This is a genomic window from Ferrigenium straubiae, assembly GCF_051257895.1.
GTDB lineage: Bacteria > Pseudomonadota > Gammaproteobacteria > Burkholderiales > Gallionellaceae > Gallionella > Gallionella straubiae.
Genome location: NZ_CP194331.1, coordinates 1320945 through 1347379 on the forward strand (window position 1 = coordinate 1320945; position 26435 = coordinate 1347379).

Here is a 26435-nt window from a genome sequence, read left to right on the forward strand (position 1 = left end):
GCTAGCCTGTCCGCTTCGCGGCGCGCCCCGTGCCCTTGCGCACCGGCGTCTTGCTCACCGCCTCGACCTCCTCGGCGAAATCGCCGACATCCTGGAAGCTCTTGTACACCGAGGCGAAACGGATATAGGCGACCTTGTCGAGCTTGAGCAATTCCTTCATCACCATCTCGCCGATCTGGCGCGAGCCGACTTCACGCTCGCCCAGGGCGAAAACTTTCTGGATCACGTGATCGATCGCCGCATCCACCAGCTCGGTCGGCACCGGGCGCTTGTGCAGCGCGCGGCTAAAACTGGTGCGCAGCTTCGCCTCGTCGAATTCGCTGCGCATGCCGTTCTGCTTGACCACCTGCGGCATGCGCAGCTCCACCATCTCGTAAGTGGTGAAGCGCTTGTCGCACGACTGGCAACGGCGACGGCGGCGGATGCTGTCGCCCTCCTCGCTCTCGCGGGTGTCCACCACCTGGGTGTTGTCACCTTTGCAGAATGGGCATTTCATGGCGTGAAATGTGAAACGTGAAACGTGAAACGATGCATCCATTCTCCCGGCAGGGAGGATCGCGCCTTAGGTGCGAGGTGGGCATCACCTTTCACTTTTCACCTTTCACGGCTTTAAGCGCCATACACCGGAAACTTTTCGCACAACTGCTTCACCTCGCCTGCCACGCGTGCGATCACCGCGTCGTCGTTCGGCGCTTCGAGCACATCGGCGATCAGGTGCGCGAGCTGCTCCGCTTCCAGTTCCTTGAAGCCGCGTGTGGTCATCGCCGGGCTGCCGATGCGGATGCCGCTGGTCACGAAGGGCTTCTGCGGGTCGTTGGGGATGGAGTTCTTGTTCACCGTGATATGCGCGCGTCCCAGCGCGGCCTCGGCATCCTTGCCGGTGATATTCTTGGGTTGCAGGTCCACGAGGAACAGGTGGCAGTCGGTGCGCCCGGACACGATGCGCAGGCCGCGCTCCTGCAGCACCTTGGCCATTACGCGCGCATTGTCCACCACCTGCTTCTGGTAGGCCTTGAATTCCTTGCCGGCCGCTTCCTTGAACGCCACCGCCTTCGCGGCGATCACGTGCATCAGAGGGCCGCCCTGGATGCCGGGGAAGATCGCCGAGTTCAGCACCTTCTCGAATTCCGCCTTGGCGAGGATCACGCCGCCGCGCGGGCCGCGCAGGGTCTTGTGGGTGGTGGTGGTGACGAAATCCGCGATGCCGACCGGGCTCGGGTACACGCCCGCCGCGATCAGCCCGGCGTAATGCGCCATGTCCACGAACAGGTAGGCGCCGACGCTGTCGGCGATCGCGCGGAAGCGCTTCCAGTCGATCACCAGCGCGTAGGCCGAGGCGCCCGCGACGATCATCTTCGGCTTGTGCGCCAGGGCCAGTTGCTGCACCTGGTCGTAATCGATTTCCTCGTTTGCATCCAGGCCGTACTGGATCGCGTTATACAGCTTGCCGCTGGCATTGACCGATGCGCCATGCGTCAGGTGCCCGCCATGCGCCAGCGACAGGCCGAGGATGGTGTCGCCGGGCTTGAGCACCGACATGTACACCCCCTGGTTCGCCTGCGAGCCGGAATTCGGCTGCACGTTGGCGTATTCCGCGCCGAACAGTTCCTTCACGCGGTCGATGGCCAGCTGCTCGGCGATATCCACGTACTCGCAGCCGCCGTAATAGCGCTTGCCCGGATAGCCCTCGGCATACTTGTTGGTCAGCTGGCTGCCCTGCGCCTCCATCACCGCCGGGCTGGTGTAGTTTTCCGAGGCGATCAGCTCGATGTGATCTTCCTGACGGCGGTTTTCGTTCTGGATCGCGTCCCACAGTTCAGGGTCGAAAGCGGCGATGGTATTTTTTCTGGAGAACATGGCGTTAATTCCTGAAATGATGAAAGCGGGAAAGGCGCGCATTCTACCATGCAGGCAGGGCGCAAACGCACCCTGCAGAGCTTACAGAATGACGAGATAGGTGGATTCCGGGCTATCCATCAGCAACCGGATATCTTCTGCCTTGTTGCGCAGAATCAACTCGATCTGCCTGGTGGTGCAGTTGCCGCGGCGAACCCAGACAACCTTCGGGGGAGAGCCATACAACAGGCTCAACTCATGGAAATCGGAATCCTTGCTGACCAGGATGTAGCGGTGTTTCTTGGCATACTCCCACACCTCCCGATCCGATGCTGCACCCAAGCCGATCCTTGCGACATGTTCGGACTTCGGAAAAATATCCGCCAATCCCAAGACCAAGGAAGGCGCAAGATTTTCGTCGAACAGGAGTTTCAAGCATTCACCGCAAGCTGGTGGTGCTCACGGTCGGCGGCATAGGCCAAGCAGGCCTGTATGTCCTCGGGCGTCAGATAGTCGAATTCGGCAAGAATTTCAGCAGGCGTCATTCCCGACGCAAGATAGTCCAGAACGTCATAAACCGTAATGCGCAGCCCGCGAATGCAAGGCTTCCCGCCACGTTTTCCGGGCTCTATGGTAATGCGCTCCTTGTAATTCATGCCAGCCTCCAGCAAAGTTGAACTGAATTATCCGGTTTTTGGGGAGAAAAAGGCAACCCGGCATTATTTGAGGCAGGATTCACCCTACCGCCCCGCGACGGTCATGCCTTCCACGAGGATAGAGCCGCACTGGCGCGAGCCCTGCACGAGGATGTCGCTGCCGGCGGCAACAATGTTGCGGTACATGTCCTTCAGGTTGCCGGCGATGGTGATTTCCTGCACCGGGTACCGGATCTCGCCGCCCTCCACCCAGAAGCCCGCCGCGCCGCGCGAATAGTCTCCGGTGACATGGTTCACGCCCTGACCGAGCAGTTCGGTGACCAGCAGGCCGCGCCCCACCTTCTTCAGCAGCGCGGCGAAATCCAGCTCGTCCCCGCCCGACGGCTTCAGGATCAGGTTGTGGTTGCCGCCCGCGTTGCCGGTGGTGTGCAAACCGAGCTTGCGCGCCGAATAGCTGCCGAGAAAATAGCCGCGCAGCACGCCGTCTTCGATGATGCGGCGCGCCTGCACCCGCACGCCCTCGTCGTCGAACGGGCTGGAGGCCAGCCCCTTGCGGATGTCCGGGTTGTCTTCGATGTTGATGTGCGGCGCGAAGACCGGCTTGTCCAGATGGTCGAGCAGGAAGGAGGACTTGCGGTACAGGCTGCCGCCGCTCACCGCGCCGACGAAATGCCCCAGCAGGCTGGAGGCGATCGGCGCCTCGAACAGCACCGGCACCTGCATGGTGTCGAGCTGGCGCGCGTTCAGGCGGCGCACCGTGCGCTCGGCCGCGATGCGCCCGACCTGCTCCGCATCCAGCAAATCCGCGGCATCGCGCGCCACGCTGTACCAGTAGTCGCGCTCCATCGCGTCGTCCTTGCCGGCGATCACCGCACAGCTCAGGCTGTGGCGCGAAGTCGGGTAGCCGCCGATGAAGCCAAGACTGTTGGCGTGCACGAACTGCGCCTCATGCACGTTCACCGTCGCGCCTTCCGAGTTGTTGATGCGTTTATCCGCATCCAGCGCGACCCGCTCGCACTGTCTCGCCAGTTCGATCGCATCGTCCACCGGCAAATCCCACGGGTGATACAGATCCAGGTCGGGAAAGTCTCGCGCCAGCAGGTCGGCGTCGGGCAGGCCGGAGCAGTCGTCCTTTGCGGTATAGCGCGCAATCGACAGCGCGGCATCCACCGCGTCGCGCATCGCCTGCGGCGAAAAGTCCGAGGTGCTGGCGTTGCCGCGCTGCTGGCCGATATAGACGGTGACGGACATACCCTTGTCGCGGTTGTATTCGATGGTCTCCACCTCGCCCTGGCGCACCGTGACCGTCTGGCCGAAGCCTTCCGAAACATCCGCGGCCGCAGCCGATGCGCCGCGCTGCCTAGCGTACCCCAGCATGTATTGCGCGATGTTGCGCAGGCTCTCGGCGGAGTTGGAAAACCTGTCCCGGCTGTGGTCGAGGGAACAGTGAGCGGAAGACACGGGTGTGCTCATAACGGAAACGTAACCATGACGAAAGGCGGTATCATAGCAGCATCTCATAACCGCATCGCACACCATGAACCGGCGCCGCCAACACAGCCAGGACGAAGAAGAACTGGACCTACCCCCCAGCAAAACCAAGGTCAAGCAGCAGATGCTTGAATTGCAGGACATCGGGGAGGAACTGGTCGCGCTCGGCAAGGACCAGCTCGCGCAACTCGACCTGCCGGAAACCCTGCGCGACGCAATCCACGAGATGCACCGCATCAACAAGTTCGGTGCGCAGCGCCGCCAGATGCAATACATCGGCCGGCTGATGCGCGACGTGGATCCCGCACCCATCGTCGCAAAACTGGACGCCTGGAAAGGCCGCTCGCAACAGCACACCGCCCACCTGCACCAGCTGGAACGCTGGCGCGACCGCCTGCTGGAAAGCGACGACGCACTGACCGAACTGCTCGCCGACCACCCGCAGGCCGACACGCAACACCTGCGTGCGCTGATCCGCAATGCGCAGAAGGAAAAGGAGGCTGGGAAGCCTCCCAAGAATTACCGCGAAATTTTCCAGGCGCTGAAAGAGATCATTCCCGAACCGGAGTGAAGCGGGGTGCACAGACCGGAGGCTTGCTGGCCCTTCCCGCACCAGAGGGCTACGCCCCACCGTGTCCGTGCCGCCCTCCCAAGAATTACCGCGAAATTTTCCAGGCGCTGAAAGAGATCATTCCCGAACCGGAGCGAGGCTACTTCTCAGTCCGGCTTGAAGTCGTAGGGGTAGGTCGACAGCACCGGCCTCAGCAGCATGTCCTCGTTGAGGACGTGATCCCTTATCCAGTCGCTCAGGAAATGGGAATAATGTTCCGATGCGCCGTCTGACCATATGCCATTTTTGGAGATCAGCTCATCCTTCATGTGCTGAAACTCCCTCAGCACATGCTCATGCTCCGACTTGTTTTGGCCGAAGGGGAAATTGACTGCCTGCGCAATCCTCTCCTCATTGACGAAATGGACATACAGATGGTGCTCGAGCTGCTCAAGCGCCTGCGCCAAGGCGAAACTGTCCCTCGCCCTGATCATGGCCTCCACACCATTGACCATCACGATCAGTTTTTTGTGATCGGCATCAATCGATGCATTCCCGATGCTGAGATCATCTGTCCATGTTTCCATCATGCCATCCCGTGAGGTATCTCCGCCCAAAGCATCGCCGATGCGGACAGGCGCGTCACTGGGGATTCTACCCCACTAATGAATGACGGCATATATGCCCGGCAACCCTGCTAAACTGCGCGCCTCAATCAAGAAGTCCAATTTTCCATGCTGATTACCGAATACCGCCTTGACCTCGCCATCCAGGCCCTGCGCGCCATCCTGCCGCTGGCGCATCCCGCCGACACCACGCTGCGCTATTTTTTCAAGGACGAGCGCATCGGCTCGAATGAACGCGAACTGGTCGCCGAGACCGTGTTCGGCGTGCTGCGCCATCGCCTGCTGCTGGAGCATGCCTGCGGCGATAACCCCACACCGCGCCGCATGGCGCTCGCCTGGCTGATGAAGTTCGGCGGCTACAACCTGCGCGAGATCGAGCCGGTGCTGAAGCACGGCGAGAAGGAATGGCTCGCCACGGTGAAGGGCGTGAAGGCGGGCAGCCTGCCCTTGCCAGTGCAGGCCGAGCTGCCCGAGTGGCTGGTGAAAAAGATGCGCGCGTCCTATTCGGACGAAGACATCCTCGCCATCGGTCAAGCCATGCAGCAGGGCGCGCCGCTGGACATCCGCGTCAACACCCTGCTCGCCAGGCGCGACGAGGTGCTGCAACAACTGCGCGACCAGAAGATCGAAGCCGCTGCCACGCCTTACTCGCCGATCGGCATCCGCCTCAAGGAAAAAATCCCGCTGAACCGCGACGCGCTGTTCACCGAAGGCAAGGTCGAAGTGCAGGACGAGGGCAGCCAGCTGCTCGGCTTCCTGCTCGCGCCTAGGCGCAACGACATGGTGGTGGATTTCTGTGCGGGGGCGGGCGGCAAGACGCTGATGCTGTCCGCGCTGATGAATTCGCAGGGGCGTTTGTATGCGATGGATGTCTCGGAGAAACGCCTTGCCAATCTCAAGCCGCGCCTGAAACGCTCCGGTGCGAGCAACATCCAGCCGACGCTGATCGCGAATGAAAACGACCTCAAGGTAAAGCGCCTCGCGGGCAAGATCGACCGTGTGCTGGTAGACGCGCCATGCAGCGGCTTGGGCACGCTGCGCCGCAACCCCGACCTGAAATTCCGCCAGTCGCCCGGCAGCATAGAGGAACTCACGCAAAAACAGGCCGCCATCCTCACCTCCGCGAGCCGTTTGCTGAAAAAGGGCGGCCGCCTGGTGTACGCGACCTGCAGCATCCTGCCGGAAGAGAACCAGCAGATCGTACAGGCCTTCCTCGCCGCGCATCCCGACTTCGTGCTGAAACCGGCCGGCGAGGTGCTGCAACAGCAGAAGATCGCGCTGGACACGGGTGACTACCTCGAACTGCGCCCGCACTTGCACGGCACGGACGGATTTTTTGCGGCGGTGCTGGAGCGGGTCTAATCCATCTTGCCCTGTAAAGTAAAACGACCGCAGACACGGTCGTTTTGCTTTGTGGAATAAATCTTGTCCCAGTTAGAACGGGATATCGTCGTCGAAATTGTCGAAGCTGTTCTTCGCCGCCGGTGCGGCCTTGGCGGGAGCGGCGCCGGACGAAGCCGTAGCGGGCTTGTTCTCCACCACCTCGAAGCTGCCTGCACCGGAGGACTTGCCACCGAGCATGGTCATTTCGTTGACGATGATCTCGGTGGTGTAGCGGTCCTGTCCTTCCTTGGTCTGCCACTTGCGGGTCTGCAGCTTGCCCTCGACGTAAATCTGCGAGCCCTTCTTCAGGTATTCCCCGGCGATCTCGGCGAGGCGCCGGTAGAACACCAGGTTATGCCACTCAGTCTTTTCCTGCTTCTCGCCGCTCTTGTCCTTCCAGTTCTCGGAGGTCGCGAGCGTGGCGTTGGTCACCGCCTCGCCGTTGGTCATGTAGCGGGTTTCCGGGTCCTTGCCCAGGCGCCCTATCAGAATCACTTTATTCACCGACATGTCATGCTCCCTTCATCACGAGTTGTTCCACCGCCGCTTCGTCGAATCCATGCTTGTCCACCTTGAGGCAGGCCATGCGCTCCGCTGCGATCACCATTACCTCGCGCACCCCGGAGAGTTGCGCGAGACGCTGGCGCAATTCTACCGCAGCGGCATCGTCCAGTTCGGGCAAATGATAAAGTTTGGTGCGCACCGGCGCCGGGGGCTGCATGCCGAAGGCGATGGCCAGCCACAGCAGCAGCAGCACGGCGTCGAACACGAACACGGCATCGCCGCCGACGAACTGCATCAGCGCACCGCCGACCAGCGAACCGAAGAACGCGCCGAGGAACTGCACGCTGCTGTAAACCCCCATCGCCGTGCCCCTCGCGGCCAGCGGCGCGATGATGCTGATCAGCGCGGGCAGCTTGGCTTCCAGCACGTTGAACGCGGTGAAGAAGACTAGCAGCGCCGCCGTCACGCCCCACAGGCTGTGCTGCATGAACAGCAGCATGATGAGGGAAATCGCCGCCAGCGCGATCGCCAGCAGGAATACCTGCTTCACCTTGCCCTGCTTTTCCGAGACGATGATGAGCGGCAGCATCAGCACGAAAGCCGCCAGCATCACCGGCAGATAAACCTTCCAGTGCTGCGACACATCCAGATCATCGGCCTGCAGCAGGAACGGCACGCGCATGAACACCGACATCAGGATCGCGTGCACCGCGAAAATGCCGAAATCGAGGCGCAGCAGATCCCTGTTGCGCAGCACCTCGCCGAATTGTTTCTTGCTCGCCTCGGTGTCGCTGTGGAAGCGTGTGATTGCCGGCTCGGGGATCACGAAACGCACCACCAGCAGGGCCAGCAAGGCCAGCACGCCGGTCAGCTCGAAGATGCCGGGCACGCCGAGCAGGCCATTGAGCACCGGGGACAGGATCAGCGACAGCGAGAACGTGAAGCCGATGGTCATGCCGATCAGCGCCATCGCCCGCGTGCGCACCTCCTCGCGCGTGAGGTCGGCGGTCAGCGCCATCACCGCAGCATTGATCGCGCCCGCGCCCTGGATGGCGCGTCCGGCGATCACCCAATAAATGTTGTCCGCCGACGCGGCGATGAAGCTGCCCAGCGCGAACACCACCAGCCCGCCGTAAATCACCGGCTTGCGCCCGTAGCGGTCGGAAAGCCAGCCGGACGGGAGCTGCAATATCGCCTGGGTCAGCCCGTAAGCGCCAAGCGCGATGCCCATCAGCAAATGGCTCTCGCCGCCGGGCAATTGCTCGGAATACACCGCAAAAATCGGCAGAATAATGAACAAACCCAGCATGCGCAGGCCGTAAATGCTCGCCAAGCCAAAACTGGCGCGGCGCTCGACCGGGGTCATGAAATTTGAGGCAGACATGGATGATTCAGGAAAACGCAAAAGTCGCGCATTTTAACAGGTCGCCGCGCCTGCCGTCAGATATGCGCAAGAGCGGCGTATGGGATGGCAATGGCGCGGATTTGATACCGGCGCAACTGGCGGTTTGAGGAATTAATTGCGCCGCCAAAAGTCTTATAACTTCAGCAGCGGATGATCCTTGGGCAATTGTTTGGAATACCAGATGGCAAGTTTGTGCCGCAAGGATTTTTCGGCGACCTGATCTTCCGGCAAAGGCTGGAGGCTTTGTCATGAACCAGCAGCCGGTAGATGTATAACAGCTTCTCGCTCGCCGAATCAGTCGGTTCAAATTCGACCACACCCCGCCCCTCCGCATACGTCACCCCTGCGAGCAACGCCTCTTTAAACAATGCCGCTTCATTCTTCAGTTTCTTCATGGCGACCTCCGTCATTTGCCTGCCGAAATTGATGTGGCGTGCGCTATGCGCGCGTAATGTTTATTGCTGCGAGCGGTGTTTGAGCTGACCCCGTTAATTCGCGTTAATTCGGTAGAGTTGGGCGAACTAACTCTCTACCAGTTTCCTCAATTCTCCATACAACCATTCCCCATCATCTTTACCGATTTTTATGTCTGGCCGAGCAAAAATCCGGAGTCGCTGCAAGTCATTAATAAAATTCTTATTAACTCCCTCTATAACCGGAGAGATTTTCTCTAATGTTCGAAGATCCATAGGATTTGATGAGGACTGAACTCGCACAAAGATGTCACTGCCGAGCTTTACATTACCAGGCTCAAAGGGTACATCCAGCAAAACGAGTGGCGCCCCATCCGCCTCATGCAAACCAAGCTTCTTGGCTAAAGAATTGGCGAGTTGATTTTCAAATCTTCTCATAGTCTGATAGCTCATTGTATGAGACACAAGCGCCTCAATTACTGGCTTATCTTGCTTAAGCGGCTCAGCATCGCACAATCTAAGGTTTCTGTCGTAGACCTCTCGGTAAAGAACTTTTTCATGCTTAACTACAAAATTTAAAAGTCGCACAGTTGAGGTCAATTTTTTCTGTTCAGCATACTCATAAAAAAACATAAGCATTTCACGCTCATCAACCAAAAGTGCTTGCTCACGAAGTTTGCATTCAAAGTCGCCGCACTCCCTCAAATCCAAAAGCGCGCGACGAATAGCAGCGTTATATGCACGATTAGGCTGATTCCAATATACACGCTGAAAGAGCCAATACCTCATCAGAATAATTTGCTCTGCTACAGTAATTCCTGAAGTCTTCAAACTAACTTGACTAACATTATTTCCACTTACCCCTGGGCTAATAATGAGATGCGGCAGCAAATCATCAATCTCAAAAGAATCTCCACTAGACAACCCAAGGTGTAAAGAATCTCTGCGTACAAAATCAATCACACGCGCATCGAGTGAAGAATTCAATAAAGCATAAAGAATCGTTTCATCGGCCTCCTCCAAATCAGTTGTAGAACCAGCCATGAGTATTCTTTTAAGCTTACTCATATCAATTGCAGGAAAATCCTGGCAAATCAGACCCTCTAACGTAAGACCTTTATGCGATATGAAATTATTCCCAAATATTTCATTGAATAAATCGGCGCGACCGAATGAGGCGAAGATTTTATTTTCACCTGGCGGCAGTCGCTTATTTAATTCATGAATCACATTAGAAAATGGAAATCGTGAAACGTTGTATAACAACCCCGCGACCAATCCAGTTTCAATAGAATTTTTACTCAGCACACCGAGAAATGAGGGTTCATCGATTAGTGAGCTTAACATGCGACGAACATTCTCCATCACACCCAAAGCATGCTCATAACGTGTGTGCGTCCCACCCGGCGAGGCTGACCTGACAATCGTAAGTTGTGGCACTCCTTGAAGACGAATAACCGCAGGATGACGAACTAAGCCGTCTACTCTCTTGGTAAGTGCCAGCGCCTCTATTGGCATCATTCTTTTTCTTGCAACTACGGCACTTGGCTCTAATTCTGGCACCCCACCACGCTCACGATGAACCGGTAGACAGTATTCAATTTGCTCCGCAACTTCTTCTACTGTTTTAAATTGCCCAATGGCGCTAAATGTTTGTGTAGCCTTTAATACCGCAGCGTTAATCCATGGCGCATTTGATAACGTTGATAGGTATTGAAGTAACTCCAATACAGATTTGGAAAAACCATATAAGTCCCACCTCGGAAACCATTTCTTAAGCTCACTTGCATCAACCTTACTGCCAAATTGATTTGATATTTCCTCTGGAGAATATGATCTCGTACCAGCAATGAACACTTTATCACCAACCTCGCCGTCTATTTTTCTGGGCATCCCAACGTCCCCAACAATAGCCCTCAAATGTTGGCCGTCCTCAATGAAAATATTCTTCGGCGCTATGTCGCAGTGAAGAAAATTGCGATAGTGAAGATAAGAAATCCCGCGAGCCATTTGAGAAACAAACTGAATCGCCACCTCCGGATTGTTACGTAATTTTACTCTTACAAATTCCGCATTAGGGCTGTTTTCAATAACCTCTTTAAGGGTGCATCCAGTAATTAGATGTGTAACTAAAAATGGAATTTTTTTAATATTTCCATCTTCCATTTTAAGATCAACTTCACCAGCATCGACAACCTGAACAAGATTTTCATGTGAAAACTGCGAGATATTTTTTATTTCTTCCAAAAAATTTTCTTGGGCAGGCAAAAACGATGTTGACGCATCGCTTTTCAGTAAATCTTCACGCATTACGAACAATTTTAGCGCCCGAGGTACATCAATCTTGCGAGCGCCATCAAGTTCTTGAAAAACTTTATATACAACACTTGATCCTCCCACACCGAGAGGCTGAACCAAATCGCATGTTGCATCAGAACTTTCCGAACGAAGCACGTATCTGCTAATTTTTGATTCTTGCATCAACTTGAGCTTTTTTACTCTAGGGTCAATAGTTGATTTCATCATTTCTTACTTCGTCCAGTTCACGTTAGGTATCAAAATTGACATTCCGCGTACTTCTCTACATGTCGATGTAACTTTCCAATCAAAAAGGAACGAAGAGAGACGGCCTGTAATTGCCGGAATGGCACAAAGAAAATGCAGAGAGGCCTACAGTCATTGTTATTCCCCTAAATAACAAACTTGCTGTGATGATTCCCACAGGCGTGGGAACCCCTTGCGGATGAAAAACTCCACCCGTTCGCGCCAGCCTCCTGTTCTGATTATCCGCCGTGCCCGAGCCGTACTTTGCGGCGTGGTAGTGTTGCGGCGGTTGCGCAAGTGGGCTGCACTCTAAACGAGGCAGTGGGAAGTTGCAACGGCAGGGTGGCTACCCGTTACGCCGCCATCCTTTCGACTTCGCGCTCGATCCTGTCCTTCAATTCCGCTTCGGCGATCTTCAGGTCGTAGTTCAGTTGCAGGTTCAGCCAGGACTGTGCATCCGTGCCGAAGTAGCGCGCAAGCCGCAATGCGGTGTCGGGCGTGATGGAGCGGCGTTCCTTCACGATTTCATGCAGCCGGGTGGCAGGTACGCGCAGTGCCTGCGCCAGCGCATGCACACTCATACCCAAAGGTGCGAGATATTCCTCCCGCAAGATTTCTCCCGGATGTACCGGGCGCATTCCATTCTTCGCCATGTTGCACTCCTCAGTGGTAATCGACGATTTCCACGTCGAATACGTCGCCATTATTGAACTTGAAACAAATACGCCACTGGTCGTTCACCCGGATGCTGTGCTGCCCCTTGCGATCTCCCTTCAACGCTTCCAGCCGGTTGCCCGGCGGTGCGCGAAGGAAGTCCAGCGTGACGGCGGCTTCCAGTTGCGCCAGTTTGCGCTCAGCCACTTCCTGAATTGCGCGGAAGCGGCGCGGACTGCTTCCTTCAAACAGCGCCTTGGTGTCCCTGCAGGAGAACGACCTGATCATAATGCGCACAGTATTACGCTACACGTTATATGTCAACAGCAACGACGGGGATGTTGGAAGGGTGAAACAGGATGACTTGCACCGGATATGCGGCAGGGAACAAGTGGGCGGTTTGGCGGTCTATTCCTGGTCATTGCGCGGGTTGGGAAAGCCTGGGAATTCGCGTATATTGGAAGGTCGTTTTTCACTACGCACTTTGCCGGACGTACTGGGACCTTCGACGGGCTCAGGGCGAACGGGTCTGGAATTTAAAAGCATGGAACAGATACGGATACGCGGCGCACGCACCCATAACCTGAAAAACATCAGCCTCGACTTGCCGCGCCACAAGCTGGTGGTGATCACCGGATTGTCCGGGTCGGGCAAGTCCTCACTCGCCTTCGATACCTTGTATGCCGAGGGGCAGCGGCGCTATGTGGAATCGCTCTCCGCCTACGCGCGGCAGTTCCTGCAGTTGATGGAAAAGCCGGATGTGGACTTGATCGAGGGGCTTTCCCCGGCCATCGCCATCGAGCAGAAGGCCACTTCGCACAACCCGCGCTCCACGGTCGGCACGGTCACCGAGATCCACGACTACCTGCGCCTGCTGTTCGCGCGCGCGGGCGACCCGTATTGCCCGCAGCACGACCTGGTGCTGGCGGCGCAATCGGTCGGCCAGATGGTCGATCACGTGCTGCAACTGCCGGAAGGCACGAAGGTGATGATTCTTTCGCCGCTCATCGTGGAGCGCAAGGGTGAGCAACTGGATTTGTTCGATGAGCTGCGCGCGCAGGGTTTCACGCGGCTGCGCATCAACGGCAAGGTGTACGAGATTGATGCGCTGCCGAAGCTGGAGAAGAACAAGAAGCACACCGTCGAGATCGTGGTGGACCGGCTGAAGGTCAATGTGGAAGCCAAGCAGCGCCTCGCCGAATCGTTCGAGACCGCGTTGCGCCACGCCGACGGGCGCGCGCTGGCGGTGGAGATGGATACCGGGAAGGAGCACCTGTTCTCGGCAAAATTCGCCTGCCCGATCTGCAGCTATTCGCTGCCGGAGTTGGAGCCGCGCCTGTTCTCGTTCAACAACCCGATGGGCGCGTGCCCCAAGTGCGACGGCCTCGGCGTGATCAGCTTCTTCGACCCCAAGCGCATCGTCGCCTTCCCGCAGATGTCGCTGAGTTCCGGCGCGATCAAGGGCTGGGACCGGCGCAACCAGTTCTATCACCAGCTGCTCGCGAGCCTCGCGAAGCATTACAACTTCGATATCGAGCAGTCCTTCGAGAGCCTGCCGGAGAAAATCCAGCAGGTGATTCTGTACGGCAGCGGCAAGACCGAGATCGCCTTCCAGTACCTGAACGAGCGCGGCAAGCCGGTCTTGCGCGAACACGCCTTCGAGGGCATCGTCAACAACCTGGAGCGCCGCTACCATGAGACCGATTCGCCCGCGGTGCGCGAGGAGCTGGCGAAATACCTGAACAGCTGCCCCTGTCCGGAATGCAAGGGCACGCGCCTGCGCCTAGAGGCGCGCCATGTGCGCGTCGCGGACAAGAACCTCTACGAGATCAGCGCGCTGCCGCTGAAGCAGGCGCTGACTTTTTTCCAGGGCCTGAAGCTGCCCGGCCACAGGCAGGCAATTGCGGAAAAGATCGTGCTGGAAATCGCCAGCCGCCTGACCTTCCTCAACAACGTCGGGCTGGATTACCTGTCGCTGGAACGCTCCGCCGAGACGCTGTCCGGCGGCGAGGCGCAGCGCATCCGCCTTGCGTCGCAGATCGGCTCGGGCCTGACCGGCGTGATGTATGTGCTGGACGAGCCTTCCATCGGCCTGCACCAGCGCGACAACGACCGCCTGCTCGCCACGCTGAAGAAGCTGCGCGACATGGGTAACAGCGTGATCGTGGTCGAGCACGACGAGGACGCGATCCGCAATGCCGATTACGTGGTGGACATGGGGCCGGGCGCGGGTGAGCACGGCGGGCTGGTCGTGGCACAGGGCACGCCGCAGGAAATCTGCGCGAGCAAGCAGTCGCTCACCGGCGATTATCTGTCCGGCAAGCGCAGCATTCCCGCGCCGGAAAAATACCGCAAGCCGGATGCGGAACGCATGCTGCAGATCGTCGGCGCTTCCGGCAACAACCTGAAGGGCATCACGCTGAACCTGCCGGTCGGCCTGCTGGTGTGCATCACCGGCGTGTCGGGCTCGGGCAAGTCCACGCTGATCAACGACACGCTGTATCCCGCCGTGGCGCAGCACCTGTACGGCAGCAGCGCCGAGCCCGCACCCCATGCGGAAATCAGCGGGCTGGAGTTTTTCGACAAGGTCATCAACGTCGACCAGAGCCCGATCGGGCGCACGCCGCGCTCCAACCCCGCCACCTACACCGGCCTGTTCACGCCGATTCGTGAGCTGTTTTCCGGGGTGCCGTCGGCGCGCGAGCGCGGCTACGGGCCGGGGCGCTTCTCGTTCAACGTCAAGGGCGGGCGCTGCGAATCCTGCCAGGGCGACGGCGTGATCAAGGTCGAGATGCACTTCCTGCCGGACGTGTATGTGCCGTGCGACGTGTGCCACGGCCAGCGCTACAACCGCGAGACGCTGGAGGTCCAGTACAAGGGCAAGAACATCCACAACGTGCTGCAGATGACCGTCGAGCAGGCATACGAATTCTTCAAGCCGGTACCGGTCGTCGCGCGCAAGCTGCAGACCCTGCTCGACGTGGGCCTCGGCTACATCACGCTGGGGCAGTCCGCGACCACGCTATCCGGCGGCGAGGCGCAGCGCGTCAAGCTGTCGCTGGAGCTGTCCAAGCGCGACACCGGGCGCACGCTGTATATCCTCGACGAGCCGACCACCGGCCTGCATTTCCACGACATCGCGCTGCTGCTCAAGGTGATCCACAAGCTGCGCGATCAGGGCAACACCGTGGTGGTGATCGAGCACAACCTCGACGTGGTCAAGACCGCCGACTGGGTGATCGACCTCGGCCCAGAAGGCGGCGAAGGCGGCGGCCGCATCATCGCCGAAGGCTCGCCGAAGGACATCGCCAGGAGCAAGAACAGCGTGACCGGGAAGTATCTGAAGCCGGCGCTGGGCAAGCAATAGCGCCGCTCGGAGCGAATCGATGTTGAAAATATCCAGACAGATTGCCATCCCCGATGCCGAGATCGAGCTGCATGCGATCCGCGCACAGGGCGCGGGCGGCCAGAACGTCAACAAGGTCTCGACCGCAATTCATCTGCGCTTCAACATCAATGCGTCGTCGTTGCCGGATGACTTCAAGGAAAAGCTCCGTCAACTGACCGACCGGCGCATCTCCGCCGACGGGGTGGTCGTCATCAAGGCGCAGCGCTATCGCAGCCAGGAGAAGAACCGTGAGGATGCGCTCACACGGCTGCAGGCTCTGATCGGCAGCGCGGCTATCGTGCAGAAGAAGCGCACCGCGACCAAGCCGACGAAGGCTTCCAAGACGAGGCGGCTGGAGAGCAAGACCCAGCGCGGGCAGCTGAAGGCGTCGCGCGGCAGGGTCGAGGAATAATTGTGATCTCCAAAGGAAAACTGAATTAGTCCGTTCGCCCTGAGCCTGTCGAAGGGCAAACTATTGATTGCCAATCGTCCTCCGCTCATGGTTCGACAAGCTCACCACGAACGGAGGACTTGCTTAGCGCTTTCCTAATTCCAGCTCACACTCAGCCTGCGTGTATTCGCACCTCGTCTAAACGGCAACACCCTTTTCGTCAAACATCCCCTCGAAGAGGATCGAGCTGAGGTAGCGTTCGCCGGAGTCGGGCAGAATGACGACGATGGTCTTGCCGGCGTTCCCGGGACGCCTGGCCTGGCGCACTGCGGCGGCGACCGCTGCGCCGCAGGAGATGCCGGAGATGATACCCTCTTCATGCGCCAGACGGCGGGCGTACAGCACCGCGTCCTCGTTGCTTACCTGCTCGACCTCGTCCACCAGCGACAGGTCGAGGGTATCCGGCACGAAGCCCGCGCCGAGTCCCTGGATTTTGTGCGGCGCGGGTTTCAAAGGCTCGCCGGCGCGTGCCTGGGTGAGGACCGGACTCGCGGAGGGCTCGACCGCCACCGAGGTGATGGCCTTGCCCTTGGTCTGCTTGATATAGCGCGACACGCCGGTGATCGTCCCACCGGTACCGACGCCGGAGACGAAGATATCGACTTTGCCGTCGGTATCATTCCAGATTTCCGGTCCGGTTGTCTGCTCGTGAATGGCGGGATTGGCCGGGTTCTTGAACTGCTGCAACAGCACGTAGCTGGGATCGGAAGCCGCGATTTCCTCGGCCTTGGCGATCGCGCCGCTCATGCCCTTGGCGCCTTCGGTCAAAACCAGGTTAGCGCCGAACGCGACCAGCAGCTTGCGCCGTTCGATGCTCATGGTTTCCGGCATGGTCAGGGTGAGCGGGATGCCGCGCGCAGCGGCGACAAAGGCCAGCGCAATGCCGGTGTTACCGCTGGTCGGTTCGACGAGCTTCTTGCCGGACCCGAGCAGGCCACGCTTCTCGGCGTCCGCGATCATCGCCGCGCCGATGCGGCATTTGACGGAATAGGCGGGATTGCGCCCCTCGATCTTGGCGAGGATGGTCGCAGGCGCGCCGTCGGTGATGCGGTTGAGGCGCACCAGCGGGGTACGGCCTATGGAAAGGGAATTGTCTGCGTACCAGTTTGCCATGAGTTTCTCCTGTTATCGTTATTGCCCTCTCCTGCAGGCGCGAGAGGGTTGCGGATCAGAAGTTTAAAATGAAAAAGCCGGACAAGTCCGGCTTTTTTTAATGCTGAAACATCCTTCGACAAGCTCAGTATGAACGAATGTGCTCGTTACTCTGCCTCGACGGCCTCGGCTTCTGCCGGGCGATCCATCAGCTCGATCAGCGCCATCGGGGCATTGTCGCCCTGGCGGAAACCGAACTTGAGGATGCGCAGGTAGCCGCCGTTGCGTGCCGCATAGCGCGGGCCGAGCTCGTCGAACAGCTTGACGACCATTTCGCGGTCGCGCAGGCGGGCAAATGCCAGACGGCGATTGGCCAAGCTCGGGTTCTTGCCCAGCGTCAGGATGGGTTCCGCGACGCGGCGCAGTTCCTTGGCCTTCGGCAGGGTGGTCTTGATGACTTCGTGGCGCAACAGTGATACGGTCATGTTGCGGAGCATCGCCAGACGATGGCTGCTGGTGCGGTTGAGTTTTCTTAAGCCTGAACGGTGACGCATGATTTGCCTCTCTTACTTCTGATTTTCTCTAACTTCTATTTTCTATTGCACCGCTTTAAGCGGAAGCCACAGGCCAGTTTTCCAGCTTCATGCCCAGCGACAAATTGTGCTCGGCAAGGACCTGCTTGATTTCGTTGAGTGACTTGCGGCCCAGATTCGGGGTACGCAGCAGGTCGTTCTCGGTGTACTGGATCAGGTCGCCAATGTAGTGGATACTTTGTGCCTTGAGGCAGTTCGAAGAACGCGGAGTCAGCTCCAGATCGTCCACCGGACGCAGCAGGATCGGGTCAACCTTGGGAGCCTGCACCTTCTCGACGACCGGCTCAGTGCCTTCCAGGGCGGCGAACACGGAGAACTGGTCGACCAGGATGCGTGCTGCGTTGCGTATCGCCTGTTCCGGATCGATGGCGCCGTTGGTTTCGATGTTCATCACCAGCTTGTCGAGGTCGGTGCGCTGCTCGACGCGCGCGCTTTCGACTGCGTAGCTGACGCGGCTGACCGGGCTGAACGATGCGTCCAGCGCGATATGCCCGACGGCACGCGATTCGCTCGATACCTGGCGAGCAGTTGCGGAAACATAACCGCGGCCTTGTTCAACCTTGATCTGCATGTCCAGCTTGCCGCCGGCAGTCAGATGCGCGATCACATGATCGGGATTGACCACTTCGACATCGGCGTTGCCGCTGATGTCGGCGGCGGTTACTACACCCGCGCCTTCTTTCTTGATGGTCAGCACGACTTCCGGCACGTTATGCAGGCGCAGCACTACACCCTTGAGGTTCAGCAGGATGTCCACGACATCTTCCTGCACGCCATCGATAGTTGCATATTCGTGCAACACACCGCTCATCTTCACCTCGGTCGGTGCAGCGCCGGGCATGGAAGACAGCAGGATGCGACGCAATGCATTGCCCAATGTGTGGCCGTAGCCGCGCTCAAAAGGCTCCATCACCACCTTGGCCTGGGTGGCGGAAATCTTTTGCACGTCAATGATGCGGGGCTTCAAAAATTCATTCTTAGGCATACGCTACTCCGCGTGGATTACTTGGAATACAACTCAACCACGAGATGCTCGTTGATGGTTGCAGGCAGTTCAGCACGTTGTGGCTTGGCTTTGTATGTTCCCTTGAGCGCTTTGGTGTCCATTTCGATCCATTCCGGGAAACCGCGCTGTTCGGCGGCAGCAAGTGCCGCCTTGATGCGCAGATGCGCCTTGGATTTTTCGGCTACTTCCACCACGTCGCCGGGGCGTACCTGATAGGAAGGGATGTTGACGCGCTTGCCGTTCACCATGACGCCGTTGTGGCGAACCACCTGGCGCGCCTCGGCACGCGATGCGCCGAAGCCCATGCGGTAGGACACGTTGTCCAGTCGCGACTCCAGATTCTGCAGCAGGTTCTCGCCGGTAATGCCGCGCTGGCTTTCAGCTTGCTTGTAGGTCAGGCGGAATTGTTTTTCCAGCACGCCATAGATGCGGCGCACTTTCTGCTTCTCGCGCAGCTGGCCGCCGTACTCGGACAAACGGGTGTTCTTTTTCTGGCCGTGCTGGCCGGGCGGATAGGCCCTGCGTTCAACGGCGCACTTGTCGGTGAAACATTTTTCGCCCTTCAGGAACAGCTTCTCGCCTTCGCGGCGGCACTGACGGCATTTTGCATCAAGATTTCTAGCCAAAATCGACTCCTAAATTAGATACGGCGCTGCAATTAAATACGGCGCTTCTTGGGCGGACGGCAGCCGTTATGCGGCACCGGTGTGATATCGGAAATGCTGGTGATCTTGAAACCGGCAGCATTCAAGGCACGCACTGCGGACTCGCGGCCGGGGCCGGGGCCCTTGATACGCACTTCAAGATTCTTCACGCCGCATTCAACAGCGGACTTGCCCACTGTCTCAGCCGCCACCTGGGCTGCGAAGGGCGTGCTCTTGCGCGAGCCCTTGAAACCCTGCGCACCACTGGTAGACCATGCCAAGGTGTTACCCTGGCGGTCGGTAATGGTGACGATGGTGTTGTTAAAGGAAGCATGAACGTGCGCAATCCCTTCGGCTACGTTCTTTTTGACTTTCTTGCGCACCTTCGTGCTTGGCTTGGCCATAATCTAATCCTCTAATGCGTTATAGCAAACTTACTTCTTGGCGCCGGCAATCGCCTTGCGCGGACCCTTGCGAGTGCGTGCATTGGTGCGGGTGCGCTGGCCACGGCACGGCAAACCGCGACGATGGCGCAAGCCGCGATAGCAGCCCAAGTCCATCAGGCGCTTGATGTTCATCGTCGTCTCGCGGCGCAGGTCACCTTCCACAGTGAACTTCGCGACTTGTTCGCGCAGTTTTTCAACTTCCGCGTCGGTCAAGTCTTTCATCTTGGTGCTGGTATTTACGCCAGCAGCCGCGCAGATATTCTGCGAGCGCGAACGCCCGATACCGTAGATTGCAGTCAAGGCAATCACAGCGTGTTGATGGTTGGGGATATTGACCCCTGCAATACGTGCCATGCAGCTACCCTATCTTTGAAAAGACGAAAATTATATCACCGAGAGCCGATTCTGTTCAATTAGCCCTGACGTTGCTTGTGCCGCGGTTCCGAGCAAATGACGCGAACCACGCGCTTGCGGATAACGATCTTGCAGTTGCGGCAGATCTTCTTTACTGATGCCTGTACTCTCATTTTTCTCTCCTTGCTCGCTCAACTATTTGGCGCGGAACACAATGCGCGCCTTGCTCAAATCATACGGCGTCAACTCCACGGTCACCTTGTCGCCAGGGAGGATGCGTATGTAGTGCATGCGCATTTTCCCCGAGATATGACCCAACACCACATGACCGTTTTCCAGTTTGATCCGGAACGTCGCGTTCGGCAACGATTCCTCGATCTCACCCTGCATCTGAATCACGTCTTCTTTGGCCATTAGCGCGTAAACCCACCCTTGAAATTAGCTTTCTTCAGCAGGTTTTCATACTGATGCGTCATCAGGTATGACTGCACTTGTGCCATAAAATCCATCGTCACCACCACCAGGATCAACAGCGATGTGCCGCCAAAGTAAAACGGCACATTCCACTTCACCACCAGAAATTCCGGCAGCAGACAAACCAGGGTGATATACACCGCGCCGATCAGGGTCAGGCGCAGCATAATCTTTTCAACATAGCGCGCAGTCTGTTCGCCGGGGCGTATACCGGGCAGAAACGCGCCGCTCTTCTTCAAATTGTCCGCCGTTTCTTTCGGGCTGAACACCAGCGCCGTGTAAAAGAAACAGAAAAATATAATCGCTGTCGCATACACCAGCACATAAACCGGCTGACCGGGAGACAGCATGGCGCTGATATCCTTCAGCCAATTCATGCCGCTGCCGCTACCAAACCAGCCCGCGATCGTCGCCGGAAACAGGATAATGCTGGAGGCGAAAATCGGCGGAATTACACCGGCCATATTCAACTTCAGCGGCAGATGGGAGCTTTGCCCGCCATATACCTTGTTGCCCACTTGCCGCTTGGCATAGTTCACCAGAATCTTGCGCTGGCCGCGCTCCACGTACACCACCAGCGCTGTGACCGCAATCGCCCCGAGAAACAGGAACAGCACCAGCGGAATGGAGAAGGCGCCAGTGCGCGTCAACTCCAGCGTGCCTCCAATCGCACTGGGCAAACCCGCCGCAATACCGGCAAAAATAATCAGCGAAATACCGTTCCCCAAGCCGCGTTCGGTGATCTGCTCGCCCAGCCACATCAGGAACATCGTCCCGGTCACCAGGGTAATCACCGAGGTCAACTGGAACATCGTGCCTGGATTCGGCACCAGCCCCGGCTGTGACTGCAATGCCACCGAGATGCCAAACGCCTGGAACAGCGCCAAAACCAATGTACCGTAGCGGGTGTACTGTGTAATCTTGCGGCGACCTGCCTCGCCTTCCTTCTTCAACTGCTCAAGATGCGGAACTGCTATCGCCGCCAGTTGCATGATGATCGACGCGGAGATGTACGGCATGATCCCCAGCGCGAAAATCGTGAAGCGCTCCAGCGCACCGCCCGAGAACATGTTAAACATTCCAAGGATGCCGTCCTTCTGCGACTTGAACAAATCCGCCAGAACCGTCGGGTCGATCCCCGGCACCGGGATATGCGCACCGATGCGGAAGACCACCATTGCGCCCAGCAGGAACCAGAGGCGTTGACCTAAATCACCGTACTTGCTCTTGCTTGCGCCCTTGATCACTGTACTCACTTACAACCTTACTCGGCGATGCTGCCGCCAGCGGCTTCAATCGCTGCGCGCGCACCCTTGGTTACCAGCAGCCCCTGCAGCTTCACCGCGCGGAAAATCTCACCGCACAGGATGATTTTCGCAGTCAGTGCATTGGCATGAACCACACCCGCCTGCTTGAGCGCAAGCAGATCGATACTGTCCACCGGCATTTTCTGGAGGTCGGACAAACGCACTTGTGCGGTGTCATTGCGCGTCAGCGAAACAAAACCGCGCTTCGGCAAACGACGTTGCAGCGGCATCTGGCCGCCCTCGAAACCGACCTTGTGGAAGCCGCCGGAACGGGATTTCTGTCCCTTGTGTCCGCGGCCGGCAGTCTTGCCCAGGCCCGAACCGATACCGCGGCCAACGCGGCGTTTGGCATGTTTGGCGCCTTGTGCAGGCTGAATATTATTGAGTTGCATCTGTTATACCTCGCACTTAACCAGGTAATAAACCTTGTTGATCATGCCGCGCACGCAGGGAGTGTCTTCCAGTTGCACGGTATGGTTGATACGGCGCAGACCCAAGCCGCGAATCGTGTCGCGATGCGACTTCTTCGTGCCGATCAGGCTCTTGATCTGCGTCACTTTGATGGTTTTGGTTTGTGCCATGTCTTACCCCAGAATATCGTCGACACTCTTGCCGCGCTTTGCGGCAATCTCGGAGGGCGAATTGATCGCTCTCAGTCCGTTCAGCGTGGCGCGCACCACGTTGTACGGATTACTGGAGCCGATACACTTGGCCAGCACGTCACGCACGCCGACCGCTTCAAACACTGCGCGCATCGCGCCGCCGGCGATAATGCCAGTACCTTCGGATGCAGGCTGCATCAGCACCTTGGCTGCGCCATGCTTGCCGATTACGGTATGATGCAAGGTGCCGTTCTTCAGGCTGATCTTGACCAGATTGCGGCGCGCCTCGTCCATCGCCTTTTGCACGGCAACCGGAACTTCCTTGGACTTGCCTTTGCCCATCGCGACGCGGCCATCGCCATCGCCAACCACCGTCAGTGCGGCGAAACCCATGATACGACCACCCTTAACCACCTTGGTGACACGGTTCACGGAGATCATTTTTTCGATCAGACCGTCATCACGCTCTTCTTGCTGCTGCATTTTTCCTTGCGGCTTAGCCATCGCTCAACTCCAATTAGAACTGCAGACCATGTTCACGCGCGGCTTCAGCCAACGCCTTGACACGGCCATGATACCGGTTGCCGGAACGGTCGAACGCCACCTGGGTAATGCCAGCCGTCTTCGCCTTTTCAGCGATACGCTTGCCCACCACGACTGCGGCAGCCTTGTTGCCGCCATTCGCCATATCCTTGCGCACATCAGCCTCGATGCTGGACGCACTCGCCAGCACTTTGCTGCCGCAGTCAGAAATTATCTGGGCATAGATATGCAAGTTGGTACGGTGAATAGCCAGACGTACCGTCTTTTTCTCAGCAATGCGAGCACGGGTTTTGCGTGCCCTGCGCTGACGCGCTTCTTTCTTGTTCAACATATCCGCCTCAGTTATTTCTTCTTGGTTTCTTTCAGAACCACCACTTCATCGCTATAGCGCACCCCCTTGCCCTTGTAAGGCTCGGGTTCGCGGAAGGCGCGAATCTCAGCGGCAACTTGTCCGACGCGCTGCTTGTCGGCGCCCTTCAACACGATTTCAGTTTGTGTCGGAGTTTCGACCTTGACACCGGCTGGCATCTTGTATGCGACCGGATGGGAAAAACCCAGGGTCAGGTTCAGCGTATCCCCGGCAGCTTGTGCACGGTAGCCCACGCCAACCAGGTTCAGCTTGCGCTCGAAACCCTTGCTCACGCCCTGCACCATGTTGGCCAGCAACGCACGGACCGTGCCGGACATCGCATTGGCCTGCATGGAGTCGTTTTGCGCCTTGCACAACAGACTATCGCCCTCGCGCACCACGCTTACGTCGCCCGACAAGGCTTGCTTGAGGGTGCCCAACGGGCCCTTCACCGAAACTTCGCCTGCAGCCAGCGTGATTTCCACACCGCTCGGTACTACAACAGGATTCTTGGCAACTCTAGACATGTTTACCTCACTACGCGACTACGCACAGCACTTCACCACCAATTCCATTGGCGCGTGCTTTGCGGTCGGTCATCAAACCCTTGGAAGTCGACACAATGGCGATCCCCAAGCCGTTCATCACCTTGGGAATGTCATTGGAACCCTTGTAAATGCGCAGGCCGGGACGGCTGACACGCTGAATCTTTTCGATTACCGGGCGGCCGCTGTAATACTTCAGGCCGATTTCCAGCGTCGCCTTGCCGCCTTCGCCCTTGATGACGCTAAAACCGTCAACATAGCCTTCATCTTTCAACACCTCGGCAATCGCCACCTTCAACTTGGAGGAAGGCATTACTACCGTGGCTTTTTCCGCAAGCTGCGCATTGCGAATGCGCGTCAGCATGTCGGAGATCGGATCACTCATACTCATTTAATTGCTCCTACCAGCTTGCCTTAACGACACCGGGAATTTCGCCGCGCATCGCGAACTCACGCACCTTGATACGCCCCAAACCAAACTTCCTGAATGTGCCACGCGGACGTCCAGTCAATGCGCAGCGGTTGCGCAGACGCACCGGACTGGCATCGCGCGGTAATGCCTGCAGCTTCAGGCGCGCAGCGGCGCGCTCTTCCTCGCTGAGCTTCATGTTGGAGATCGCTGCCAGCAATTCCGCGCGCTTGGCCGCAAACTTCTTTACGGTGTCGCGGCGTTTTTGTTCGCGGTTAATCAGTGCCATCTTAGCCATTAGTATTCCCTCATTTCTTTAATGGGAGTTTGAATGCCAACAGAAGCGCCTTGGCTTCCTCATCGGTCTTCGCGGAGGTGGTGATCGTAATGTTCATGCCACGCAACGCATCAATTTTTTCGTATTCGATTTCCGGGAAAATGATCTGCTCTTTCACGCCCATGTTGTAGTTGCCGCGGCCGTCAAAGGACTTGCCGGAGATACCGCGAAAATCGCGGATACGCGGAATCGCAACGGAAATCAGACGATCCAGGAACTCATACATGCGCTCCTTGCGCAACGTTACCTTGCAGCCGACCGGATAGCCTTCGCGAATCTTGAAACCGGCAATCGATTTTTTGGAGAGTGTGACCACCGGCTTCTGCCCGGCAATCTTCTGCATATCGCCAACTGCGAACTCCATCACTTTCTTGTCCGCCACCGCCTCGCCCACACCCATATTCAGGGTGATCTTCTCGATGCGCGGCACTTCCATGACGGACTTGTAGCCGAACTGCTTCATCAGGTCCTTGGTGACCTTGTCCTTGTAAAATTCGTACAAACGAGCCATGCTCTTACCCCTTAAGCGTCAATCATTTCGCCGCTGGACTTGAACACGCGCACCTTGCGCCCGTCTTCCAGCGTTTTGATACCGACCCGATCGCCCTTGCTGGCAGCCGCGTTGTAGATCGCCACATTCGATATGTGAATCGGCAATTCCTTCTGCACGATCCCGCCGGTTGAACCCTTCACCGGATTGGGCTTCTCGTGCTTCTTGACCTTGTTGATACCGCTCACCAGCAGGTATTCACCCAGCACGCGCAGCACATTGCCGCGGTTGCCCTTGTCTTTACCGGCGATTACGATAACGTCATCGTTTTTCTTGATCTTGCGCATGATTTTCCTCGACTCGATCCGTTGCCGCTTACAGCACTTCAGGTGCCAGCGAAACGATCTTCATGAACTTTTCGGTGCGCAACTCGCGTGTCACCGGCCCGAAGATACGTGTGCCGATAGGCTCCAGCTTGGCGTTCAGCAGCACTGCCGCATTGCCGTCAAACTTGATCAGGGAACCATCCGTGCGACGCACACCCTTGGCAGTGCGAACCACCACGGCGTTGTACACTTCACCCTTCTTTACACGGCCACGCGGGGCGGCATCCTTGATGCTGACCTTGATGACATCGCCGACGGAAGCGTAACGGCGCTTGGAGCCGCCCAACACCTTGATGCACATAACAGAGCGTGCACCGGTATTGTCAGCCACATCTAAAACAGACTGCATTTGTATCATTATTTAATCTCCAACTTTTTCCGCACACGGCGGCCAGTTTTGGAACCCGTTCGGGTTAGGTCGCCGCAAGCGGCGATGAAACGAAGCCGCGCATTATATGCAAATTCTGAAAAGGTGCAAGCTAAATTATGCTGCAGCAGCCTTTTCAACCAGCTTGGCAACGCGCCAACTCTTTGTTTTTGCCATCGGGCGGCATTCTTCAATGGTTACCACATCTCCGGTATGAAACTCGTTAGCCTCATCGTGGGCATGGTATTTCTTTGAAACGCGGATAATCTTGCCCAGCAACGGGTGTTTTACCTTGCGCTCAACCAGAACGGTTACAGTCTTGTCCATCTTGTCGCTTGTTACAGTACCGGTCAGGGTACGCTTCAGTTTGGATTCGCTCATTGCTTTAGAATCGCTCATTTCTGGGCACCCTTCTCTTTCAATACGGTCTTCACGCGGGCGATATCGCGGCGTACCTTGCGCAATTCGCTGGTATTGGTCATTTGCTGCGTCGCAACCTGCATACGCAGGCCGAATTGCGCTTTGGTCAGCGACAATACTTCCTGTTGCAGATCCGCCTCGGACTTGGTTCTAAATTCACTCGCCTTCAT

General features: G+C 57.6%; 36 protein-coding genes and 1 pseudogene. 4 read left to right on the forward strand and 33 right to left on the reverse strand.

Annotated elements, in window-relative coordinates:
- Position 1: 1 nt before the first annotated feature.
- The 5 genes from nrdR to pmbA all read right to left on the reverse strand — a co-directional run bounded on the left by nrdR (position 2) and on the right by pmbA (position 3965).
- Complete coding sequence (gene nrdR, locus ACRRNM_RS06200; protein WP_435627369.1) at positions 2-496, reverse strand: transcriptional regulator NrdR; 495 nt, start codon at positions 494-496, stop codon at positions 2-4.
- Between the two features lie 113 nt (positions 497-609).
- Positions 610-1857 carry a serine hydroxymethyltransferase gene (glyA, locus tag ACRRNM_RS06205; RefSeq protein ID WP_435627370.1) on the reverse strand — a complete coding sequence of 416 codons (1248 nt, stop codon included), beginning with the start codon at positions 1855-1857 and terminating at the stop codon, positions 610-612.
- An 81-nt stretch (positions 1858-1938) separates the two neighbouring features.
- Entirely contained in the window at positions 1939-2271 is a 333-nt protein-coding gene (locus ACRRNM_RS06210; RefSeq protein WP_435627371.1) for a DUF5615 family PIN-like protein, read from the reverse strand.
- A complete protein-coding gene (locus ACRRNM_RS06215; protein WP_435627372.1) occupies positions 2268-2492 on the reverse strand; it encodes a DUF433 domain-containing protein in 225 nt (74 codons plus the stop codon). Before ACRRNM_RS06215 ends, ACRRNM_RS06210 begins: the two co-directional genes overlap by 4 nt.
- 84 nt (positions 2493-2576) lie before the next feature.
- Positions 2577-3965: a metalloprotease PmbA gene (gene pmbA, locus ACRRNM_RS06220; RefSeq protein WP_435627373.1), complete on the reverse strand. Its 1389-nt coding sequence runs from the start codon at positions 3963-3965 to the stop codon at positions 2577-2579.
- A gap of 64 nt (positions 3966-4029) precedes the next feature.
- On the opposite strand from pmbA, the gene yjgA reads away from it, so the two are divergent.
- Positions 4030-4554 carry a ribosome biogenesis factor YjgA gene (gene yjgA, locus ACRRNM_RS06225; protein ID WP_435627374.1) on the forward strand — a complete coding sequence of 175 codons (525 nt, stop codon included), beginning with the start codon at positions 4030-4032 and terminating at the stop codon, positions 4552-4554.
- Positions 4555-4700: 146 nt separating this feature from the next.
- Here yjgA and ACRRNM_RS06230 read toward each other — a convergent pair whose 3' ends face one another.
- Positions 4701-5123, reverse strand: coding sequence for a bacteriohemerythrin (locus ACRRNM_RS06230; protein WP_435627375.1), 423 nt, complete (start codon positions 5121-5123; stop codon positions 4701-4703).
- Positions 5124-5267: 144 nt separating this feature from the next.
- On the opposite strand from ACRRNM_RS06230, the gene ACRRNM_RS06235 reads away from it, so the two are divergent.
- Complete coding sequence (locus tag ACRRNM_RS06235; protein WP_435627376.1) at positions 5268-6521, forward strand: RsmB/NOP family class I SAM-dependent RNA methyltransferase; 1254 nt, start codon at positions 5268-5270, stop codon at positions 6519-6521.
- Positions 6522-6593: 72 nt separating this feature from the next.
- On the opposite strand, the gene ssb is transcribed toward ACRRNM_RS06235, so the two are convergent.
- From ssb to ACRRNM_RS06265, 6 genes and pseudogenes are all read right to left on the reverse strand, one after another.
- Complete coding sequence (ssb, locus tag ACRRNM_RS06240; protein WP_435627377.1) at positions 6594-7052, reverse strand: single-stranded DNA-binding protein; 459 nt, start codon at positions 7050-7052, stop codon at positions 6594-6596.
- 1 nt (position 7053) lies between these two features.
- The gene (locus tag ACRRNM_RS06245; protein ID WP_435627378.1) at positions 7054-8430 is read right to left on the reverse strand and encodes an MFS transporter; all 1377 of its coding nucleotides are present in this window, start codon (positions 8428-8430) and stop codon (positions 7054-7056) included.
- Between the two features lie 153 nt (positions 8431-8583).
- A pseudogene (locus tag ACRRNM_RS06250) lies at positions 8584-8861 on the reverse strand (DUF5062 family protein).
- A gap of 111 nt (positions 8862-8972) precedes the next feature.
- Positions 8973-11390 (reverse strand): protein kinase domain-containing protein, encoded by a 2418-nt coding sequence (locus ACRRNM_RS06255; RefSeq protein WP_435627379.1) that lies wholly within the window; start codon positions 11388-11390, stop codon positions 8973-8975.
- Between the two features lie 371 nt (positions 11391-11761).
- On the reverse strand, positions 11762-12061 hold the full coding sequence (locus ACRRNM_RS06260) for a HigA family addiction module antitoxin (RefSeq protein WP_435627380.1): 300 nt from the start codon (positions 12059-12061) through the stop codon (positions 11762-11764).
- Between the two features lie 10 nt (positions 12062-12071).
- On the reverse strand, positions 12072-12350 hold the full coding sequence (locus ACRRNM_RS06265) for a type II toxin-antitoxin system RelE/ParE family toxin (RefSeq protein ID WP_435627381.1): 279 nt from the start codon (positions 12348-12350) through the stop codon (positions 12072-12074).
- A gap of 256 nt (positions 12351-12606) precedes the next feature.
- On the opposite strand from ACRRNM_RS06265, the gene uvrA reads away from it, so the two are divergent.
- Entirely contained in the window at positions 12607-15429 is a 2823-nt protein-coding gene (gene uvrA / locus ACRRNM_RS06270) for an excinuclease ABC subunit UvrA (protein ID WP_435627382.1), read from the forward strand.
- A 19-nt stretch (positions 15430-15448) separates the two neighbouring features.
- On the forward strand, positions 15449-15862 hold the full coding sequence (gene arfB / locus ACRRNM_RS06275; protein ID WP_435627383.1) for an alternative ribosome rescue aminoacyl-tRNA hydrolase ArfB: 414 nt from the start codon (positions 15449-15451) through the stop codon (positions 15860-15862).
- A gap of 177 nt (positions 15863-16039) precedes the next feature.
- On the opposite strand, the gene cysK is transcribed toward arfB, so the two are convergent.
- The 21 genes from cysK to rpmC all read right to left on the reverse strand — a co-directional run bounded on the left by cysK (position 16040) and on the right by rpmC (position 26435).
- Positions 16040-17014 (reverse strand): cysteine synthase A, encoded by a 975-nt coding sequence (gene cysK / locus ACRRNM_RS06280; RefSeq protein ID WP_435627384.1) that lies wholly within the window; start codon positions 17012-17014, stop codon positions 16040-16042.
- Positions 17015-17160: 146 nt separating this feature from the next.
- Positions 17161-17547 carry a 50S ribosomal protein L17 gene (gene rplQ, locus ACRRNM_RS06285; RefSeq protein ID WP_435627385.1) on the reverse strand — a complete coding sequence of 129 codons (387 nt, stop codon included), beginning with the start codon at positions 17545-17547 and terminating at the stop codon, positions 17161-17163.
- A 55-nt stretch (positions 17548-17602) separates the two neighbouring features.
- Entirely contained in the window at positions 17603-18571 is a 969-nt protein-coding gene (locus tag ACRRNM_RS06290) for a DNA-directed RNA polymerase subunit alpha (RefSeq protein ID WP_435627386.1), read from the reverse strand.
- 17 nt (positions 18572-18588) lie between these two features.
- Positions 18589-19218, reverse strand: coding sequence for a 30S ribosomal protein S4 (rpsD, locus tag ACRRNM_RS06295; RefSeq protein WP_435627387.1), 630 nt, complete (start codon positions 19216-19218; stop codon positions 18589-18591).
- A gap of 32 nt (positions 19219-19250) precedes the next feature.
- Complete coding sequence (rpsK, locus tag ACRRNM_RS06300; protein ID WP_435627388.1) at positions 19251-19640, reverse strand: 30S ribosomal protein S11; 390 nt, start codon at positions 19638-19640, stop codon at positions 19251-19253.
- 30 nt (positions 19641-19670) lie between these two features.
- The gene (rpsM, locus tag ACRRNM_RS06305) at positions 19671-20036 is read right to left on the reverse strand and encodes a 30S ribosomal protein S13 (protein ID WP_435627389.1); all 366 of its coding nucleotides are present in this window, start codon (positions 20034-20036) and stop codon (positions 19671-19673) included.
- Positions 20037-20095: 59 nt separating this feature from the next.
- A complete protein-coding gene (gene rpmJ / locus ACRRNM_RS06310) occupies positions 20096-20209 on the reverse strand; it encodes a 50S ribosomal protein L36 (protein WP_435627390.1) in 114 nt (37 codons plus the stop codon).
- A gap of 22 nt (positions 20210-20231) precedes the next feature.
- Positions 20232-20450, reverse strand: coding sequence for a translation initiation factor IF-1 (gene infA / locus ACRRNM_RS06315; protein WP_212785400.1), 219 nt, complete (start codon positions 20448-20450; stop codon positions 20232-20234).
- The gene (secY, locus tag ACRRNM_RS06320; protein WP_435627391.1) at positions 20450-21766 is read right to left on the reverse strand and encodes a preprotein translocase subunit SecY; all 1317 of its coding nucleotides are present in this window, start codon (positions 21764-21766) and stop codon (positions 20450-20452) included. Before secY ends, infA begins: the two co-directional genes overlap by 1 nt.
- An 8-nt stretch (positions 21767-21774) precedes the next feature.
- Positions 21775-22209 carry a 50S ribosomal protein L15 gene (gene rplO / locus ACRRNM_RS06325; protein ID WP_435627392.1) on the reverse strand — a complete coding sequence of 145 codons (435 nt, stop codon included), beginning with the start codon at positions 22207-22209 and terminating at the stop codon, positions 21775-21777.
- A 3-nt stretch (positions 22210-22212) separates the two neighbouring features.
- Positions 22213-22398, reverse strand: a complete 186-nt coding sequence (gene rpmD / locus ACRRNM_RS06330) for a 50S ribosomal protein L30 (protein WP_435627393.1) — start codon at positions 22396-22398, stop codon at positions 22213-22215.
- Positions 22399-22401: 3 nt separating this feature from the next.
- A complete protein-coding gene (rpsE, locus tag ACRRNM_RS06335; RefSeq protein WP_435628646.1) occupies positions 22402-22902 on the reverse strand; it encodes a 30S ribosomal protein S5 in 501 nt (166 codons plus the stop codon).
- A 34-nt stretch (positions 22903-22936) separates the two neighbouring features.
- Positions 22937-23290 (reverse strand): 50S ribosomal protein L18, encoded by a 354-nt coding sequence (gene rplR, locus ACRRNM_RS06340; RefSeq protein ID WP_435628647.1) that lies wholly within the window; start codon positions 23288-23290, stop codon positions 22937-22939.
- Between the two features lie 14 nt (positions 23291-23304).
- On the reverse strand, positions 23305-23838 hold the full coding sequence (rplF, locus tag ACRRNM_RS06345) for a 50S ribosomal protein L6 (RefSeq protein ID WP_435627394.1): 534 nt from the start codon (positions 23836-23838) through the stop codon (positions 23305-23307).
- Positions 23839-23848: 10 nt separating this feature from the next.
- A complete protein-coding gene (gene rpsH, locus ACRRNM_RS06350; RefSeq protein ID WP_435627395.1) occupies positions 23849-24247 on the reverse strand; it encodes a 30S ribosomal protein S8 in 399 nt (132 codons plus the stop codon).
- A gap of 10 nt (positions 24248-24257) precedes the next feature.
- Positions 24258-24563, reverse strand: a complete 306-nt coding sequence (gene rpsN / locus ACRRNM_RS06355; protein ID WP_435627396.1) for a 30S ribosomal protein S14 — start codon at positions 24561-24563, stop codon at positions 24258-24260.
- A 10-nt stretch (positions 24564-24573) separates the two neighbouring features.
- The gene (gene rplE, locus ACRRNM_RS06360) at positions 24574-25113 is read right to left on the reverse strand and encodes a 50S ribosomal protein L5 (RefSeq protein ID WP_435627397.1); all 540 of its coding nucleotides are present in this window, start codon (positions 25111-25113) and stop codon (positions 24574-24576) included.
- 11 nt (positions 25114-25124) lie between these two features.
- Entirely contained in the window at positions 25125-25439 is a 315-nt protein-coding gene (gene rplX / locus ACRRNM_RS06365; RefSeq protein WP_435627398.1) for a 50S ribosomal protein L24, read from the reverse strand.
- A gap of 28 nt (positions 25440-25467) precedes the next feature.
- A complete protein-coding gene (gene rplN / locus ACRRNM_RS06370) occupies positions 25468-25836 on the reverse strand; it encodes a 50S ribosomal protein L14 (protein ID WP_435627399.1) in 369 nt (122 codons plus the stop codon).
- Between the two features lie 126 nt (positions 25837-25962).
- A complete protein-coding gene (gene rpsQ / locus ACRRNM_RS06375; protein ID WP_435628648.1) occupies positions 25963-26226 on the reverse strand; it encodes a 30S ribosomal protein S17 in 264 nt (87 codons plus the stop codon).
- 14 nt (positions 26227-26240) lie between these two features.
- Positions 26241-26435 carry a 50S ribosomal protein L29 gene (rpmC, locus tag ACRRNM_RS06380; RefSeq protein ID WP_435627400.1) on the reverse strand — a complete coding sequence of 65 codons (195 nt, stop codon included), beginning with the start codon at positions 26433-26435 and terminating at the stop codon, positions 26241-26243.

What these genes read in the sequence shown, in the direction of transcription:
- nrdR (WP_435627369.1), bottom strand. Translation starts at nt 496, where the DNA reads ATGAAATGCCCATTCTGCAAAGGTGACAACACCCAGGTGGTGGACACC.
- glyA (WP_435627370.1), bottom strand. Translation starts at nt 1,857, where the DNA reads ATGTTCTCCAGAAAAAATACCATCGCCGCTTTCGACCCTGAACTGTGG.
- ACRRNM_RS06215 (WP_435627372.1), bottom strand. Translation starts at nt 2,492, where the DNA reads ATGAATTACAAGGAGCGCATTACCATAGAGCCCGGAAAACGTGGCGGG.
- pmbA (WP_435627373.1), bottom strand. Translation starts at nt 3,965, where the DNA reads ATGAGCACACCCGTGTCTTCCGCTCACTGTTCCCTCGACCACAGCCGG.
- yjgA (WP_435627374.1), top strand. Translation starts at nt 4,030, where the DNA reads ATGAACCGGCGCCGCCAACACAGCCAGGACGAAGAAGAACTGGACCTA.
- ACRRNM_RS06230 (WP_435627375.1), bottom strand. Translation starts at nt 5,123, where the DNA reads ATGATGGAAACATGGACAGATGATCTCAGCATCGGGAATGCATCGATT.
- ACRRNM_RS06235 (WP_435627376.1), top strand. Translation starts at nt 5,268, where the DNA reads ATGCTGATTACCGAATACCGCCTTGACCTCGCCATCCAGGCCCTGCGC.
- ssb (WP_435627377.1), bottom strand. Translation starts at nt 7,052, where the DNA reads ATGTCGGTGAATAAAGTGATTCTGATAGGGCGCCTGGGCAAGGACCCG.
- ACRRNM_RS06245 (WP_435627378.1), bottom strand. Translation starts at nt 8,430, where the DNA reads ATGTCTGCCTCAAATTTCATGACCCCGGTCGAGCGCCGCGCCAGTTTT.
- ACRRNM_RS06255 (WP_435627379.1), bottom strand. Translation starts at nt 11,390, where the DNA reads ATGATGAAATCAACTATTGACCCTAGAGTAAAAAAGCTCAAGTTGATG.
- ACRRNM_RS06260 (WP_435627380.1), bottom strand. Translation starts at nt 12,061, where the DNA reads ATGGCGAAGAATGGAATGCGCCCGGTACATCCGGGAGAAATCTTGCGG.
- ACRRNM_RS06265 (WP_435627381.1), bottom strand. Translation starts at nt 12,350, where the DNA reads ATGATCAGGTCGTTCTCCTGCAGGGACACCAAGGCGCTGTTTGAAGGA.
- uvrA (WP_435627382.1), top strand. Translation starts at nt 12,607, where the DNA reads ATGGAACAGATACGGATACGCGGCGCACGCACCCATAACCTGAAAAAC.
- arfB (WP_435627383.1), top strand. Translation starts at nt 15,449, where the DNA reads ATGTTGAAAATATCCAGACAGATTGCCATCCCCGATGCCGAGATCGAG.
- cysK (WP_435627384.1), bottom strand. Translation starts at nt 17,014, where the DNA reads ATGGCAAACTGGTACGCAGACAATTCCCTTTCCATAGGCCGTACCCCG.
- rplQ (WP_435627385.1), bottom strand. Translation starts at nt 17,547, where the DNA reads ATGCGTCACCGTTCAGGCTTAAGAAAACTCAACCGCACCAGCAGCCAT.
- ACRRNM_RS06290 (WP_435627386.1), bottom strand. Translation starts at nt 18,571, where the DNA reads ATGCCTAAGAATGAATTTTTGAAGCCCCGCATCATTGACGTGCAAAAG.
- rpsK (WP_435627388.1), bottom strand. Translation starts at nt 19,640, where the DNA reads ATGGCCAAGCCAAGCACGAAGGTGCGCAAGAAAGTCAAAAAGAACGTA.
- rpsM (WP_435627389.1), bottom strand. Translation starts at nt 20,036, where the DNA reads ATGGCACGTATTGCAGGGGTCAATATCCCCAACCATCAACACGCTGTG.
- rpmJ (WP_435627390.1), bottom strand. Translation starts at nt 20,209, where the DNA reads ATGAGAGTACAGGCATCAGTAAAGAAGATCTGCCGCAACTGCAAGATC.
- infA (WP_212785400.1), bottom strand. Translation starts at nt 20,450, where the DNA reads ATGGCCAAAGAAGACGTGATTCAGATGCAGGGTGAGATCGAGGAATCG.
- rplO (WP_435627392.1), bottom strand. Translation starts at nt 22,209, where the DNA reads ATGCAACTCAATAATATTCAGCCTGCACAAGGCGCCAAACATGCCAAA.
- rpmD (WP_435627393.1), bottom strand. Translation starts at nt 22,398, where the DNA reads ATGGCACAAACCAAAACCATCAAAGTGACGCAGATCAAGAGCCTGATC.
- rpsE (WP_435628646.1), bottom strand. Translation starts at nt 22,902, where the DNA reads ATGCAGCAGCAAGAAGAGCGTGATGACGGTCTGATCGAAAAAATGATC.
- rplF (WP_435627394.1), bottom strand. Translation starts at nt 23,838, where the DNA reads ATGTCTAGAGTTGCCAAGAATCCTGTTGTAGTACCGAGCGGTGTGGAA.
- rpsH (WP_435627395.1), bottom strand. Translation starts at nt 24,247, where the DNA reads ATGAGTATGAGTGATCCGATCTCCGACATGCTGACGCGCATTCGCAAT.
- rpsN (WP_435627396.1), bottom strand. Translation starts at nt 24,563, where the DNA reads ATGGCTAAGATGGCACTGATTAACCGCGAACAAAAACGCCGCGACACC.
- rplE (WP_435627397.1), bottom strand. Translation starts at nt 25,113, where the DNA reads ATGGCTCGTTTGTACGAATTTTACAAGGACAAGGTCACCAAGGACCTG.
- rplX (WP_435627398.1), bottom strand. Translation starts at nt 25,439, where the DNA reads ATGCGCAAGATCAAGAAAAACGATGACGTTATCGTAATCGCCGGTAAA.
- rplN (WP_435627399.1), bottom strand. Translation starts at nt 25,836, where the DNA reads ATGATACAAATGCAGTCTGTTTTAGATGTGGCTGACAATACCGGTGCA.
- rpsQ (WP_435628648.1), bottom strand. Translation starts at nt 26,226, where the DNA reads ATGAGCGAATCCAAACTGAAGCGTACCCTGACCGGTACTGTAACAAGC.
- rpmC (WP_435627400.1), bottom strand. Translation starts at nt 26,435, where the DNA reads ATGAAGGCGAGTGAATTTAGAACCAAGTCCGAGGCGGATCTGCAACAG.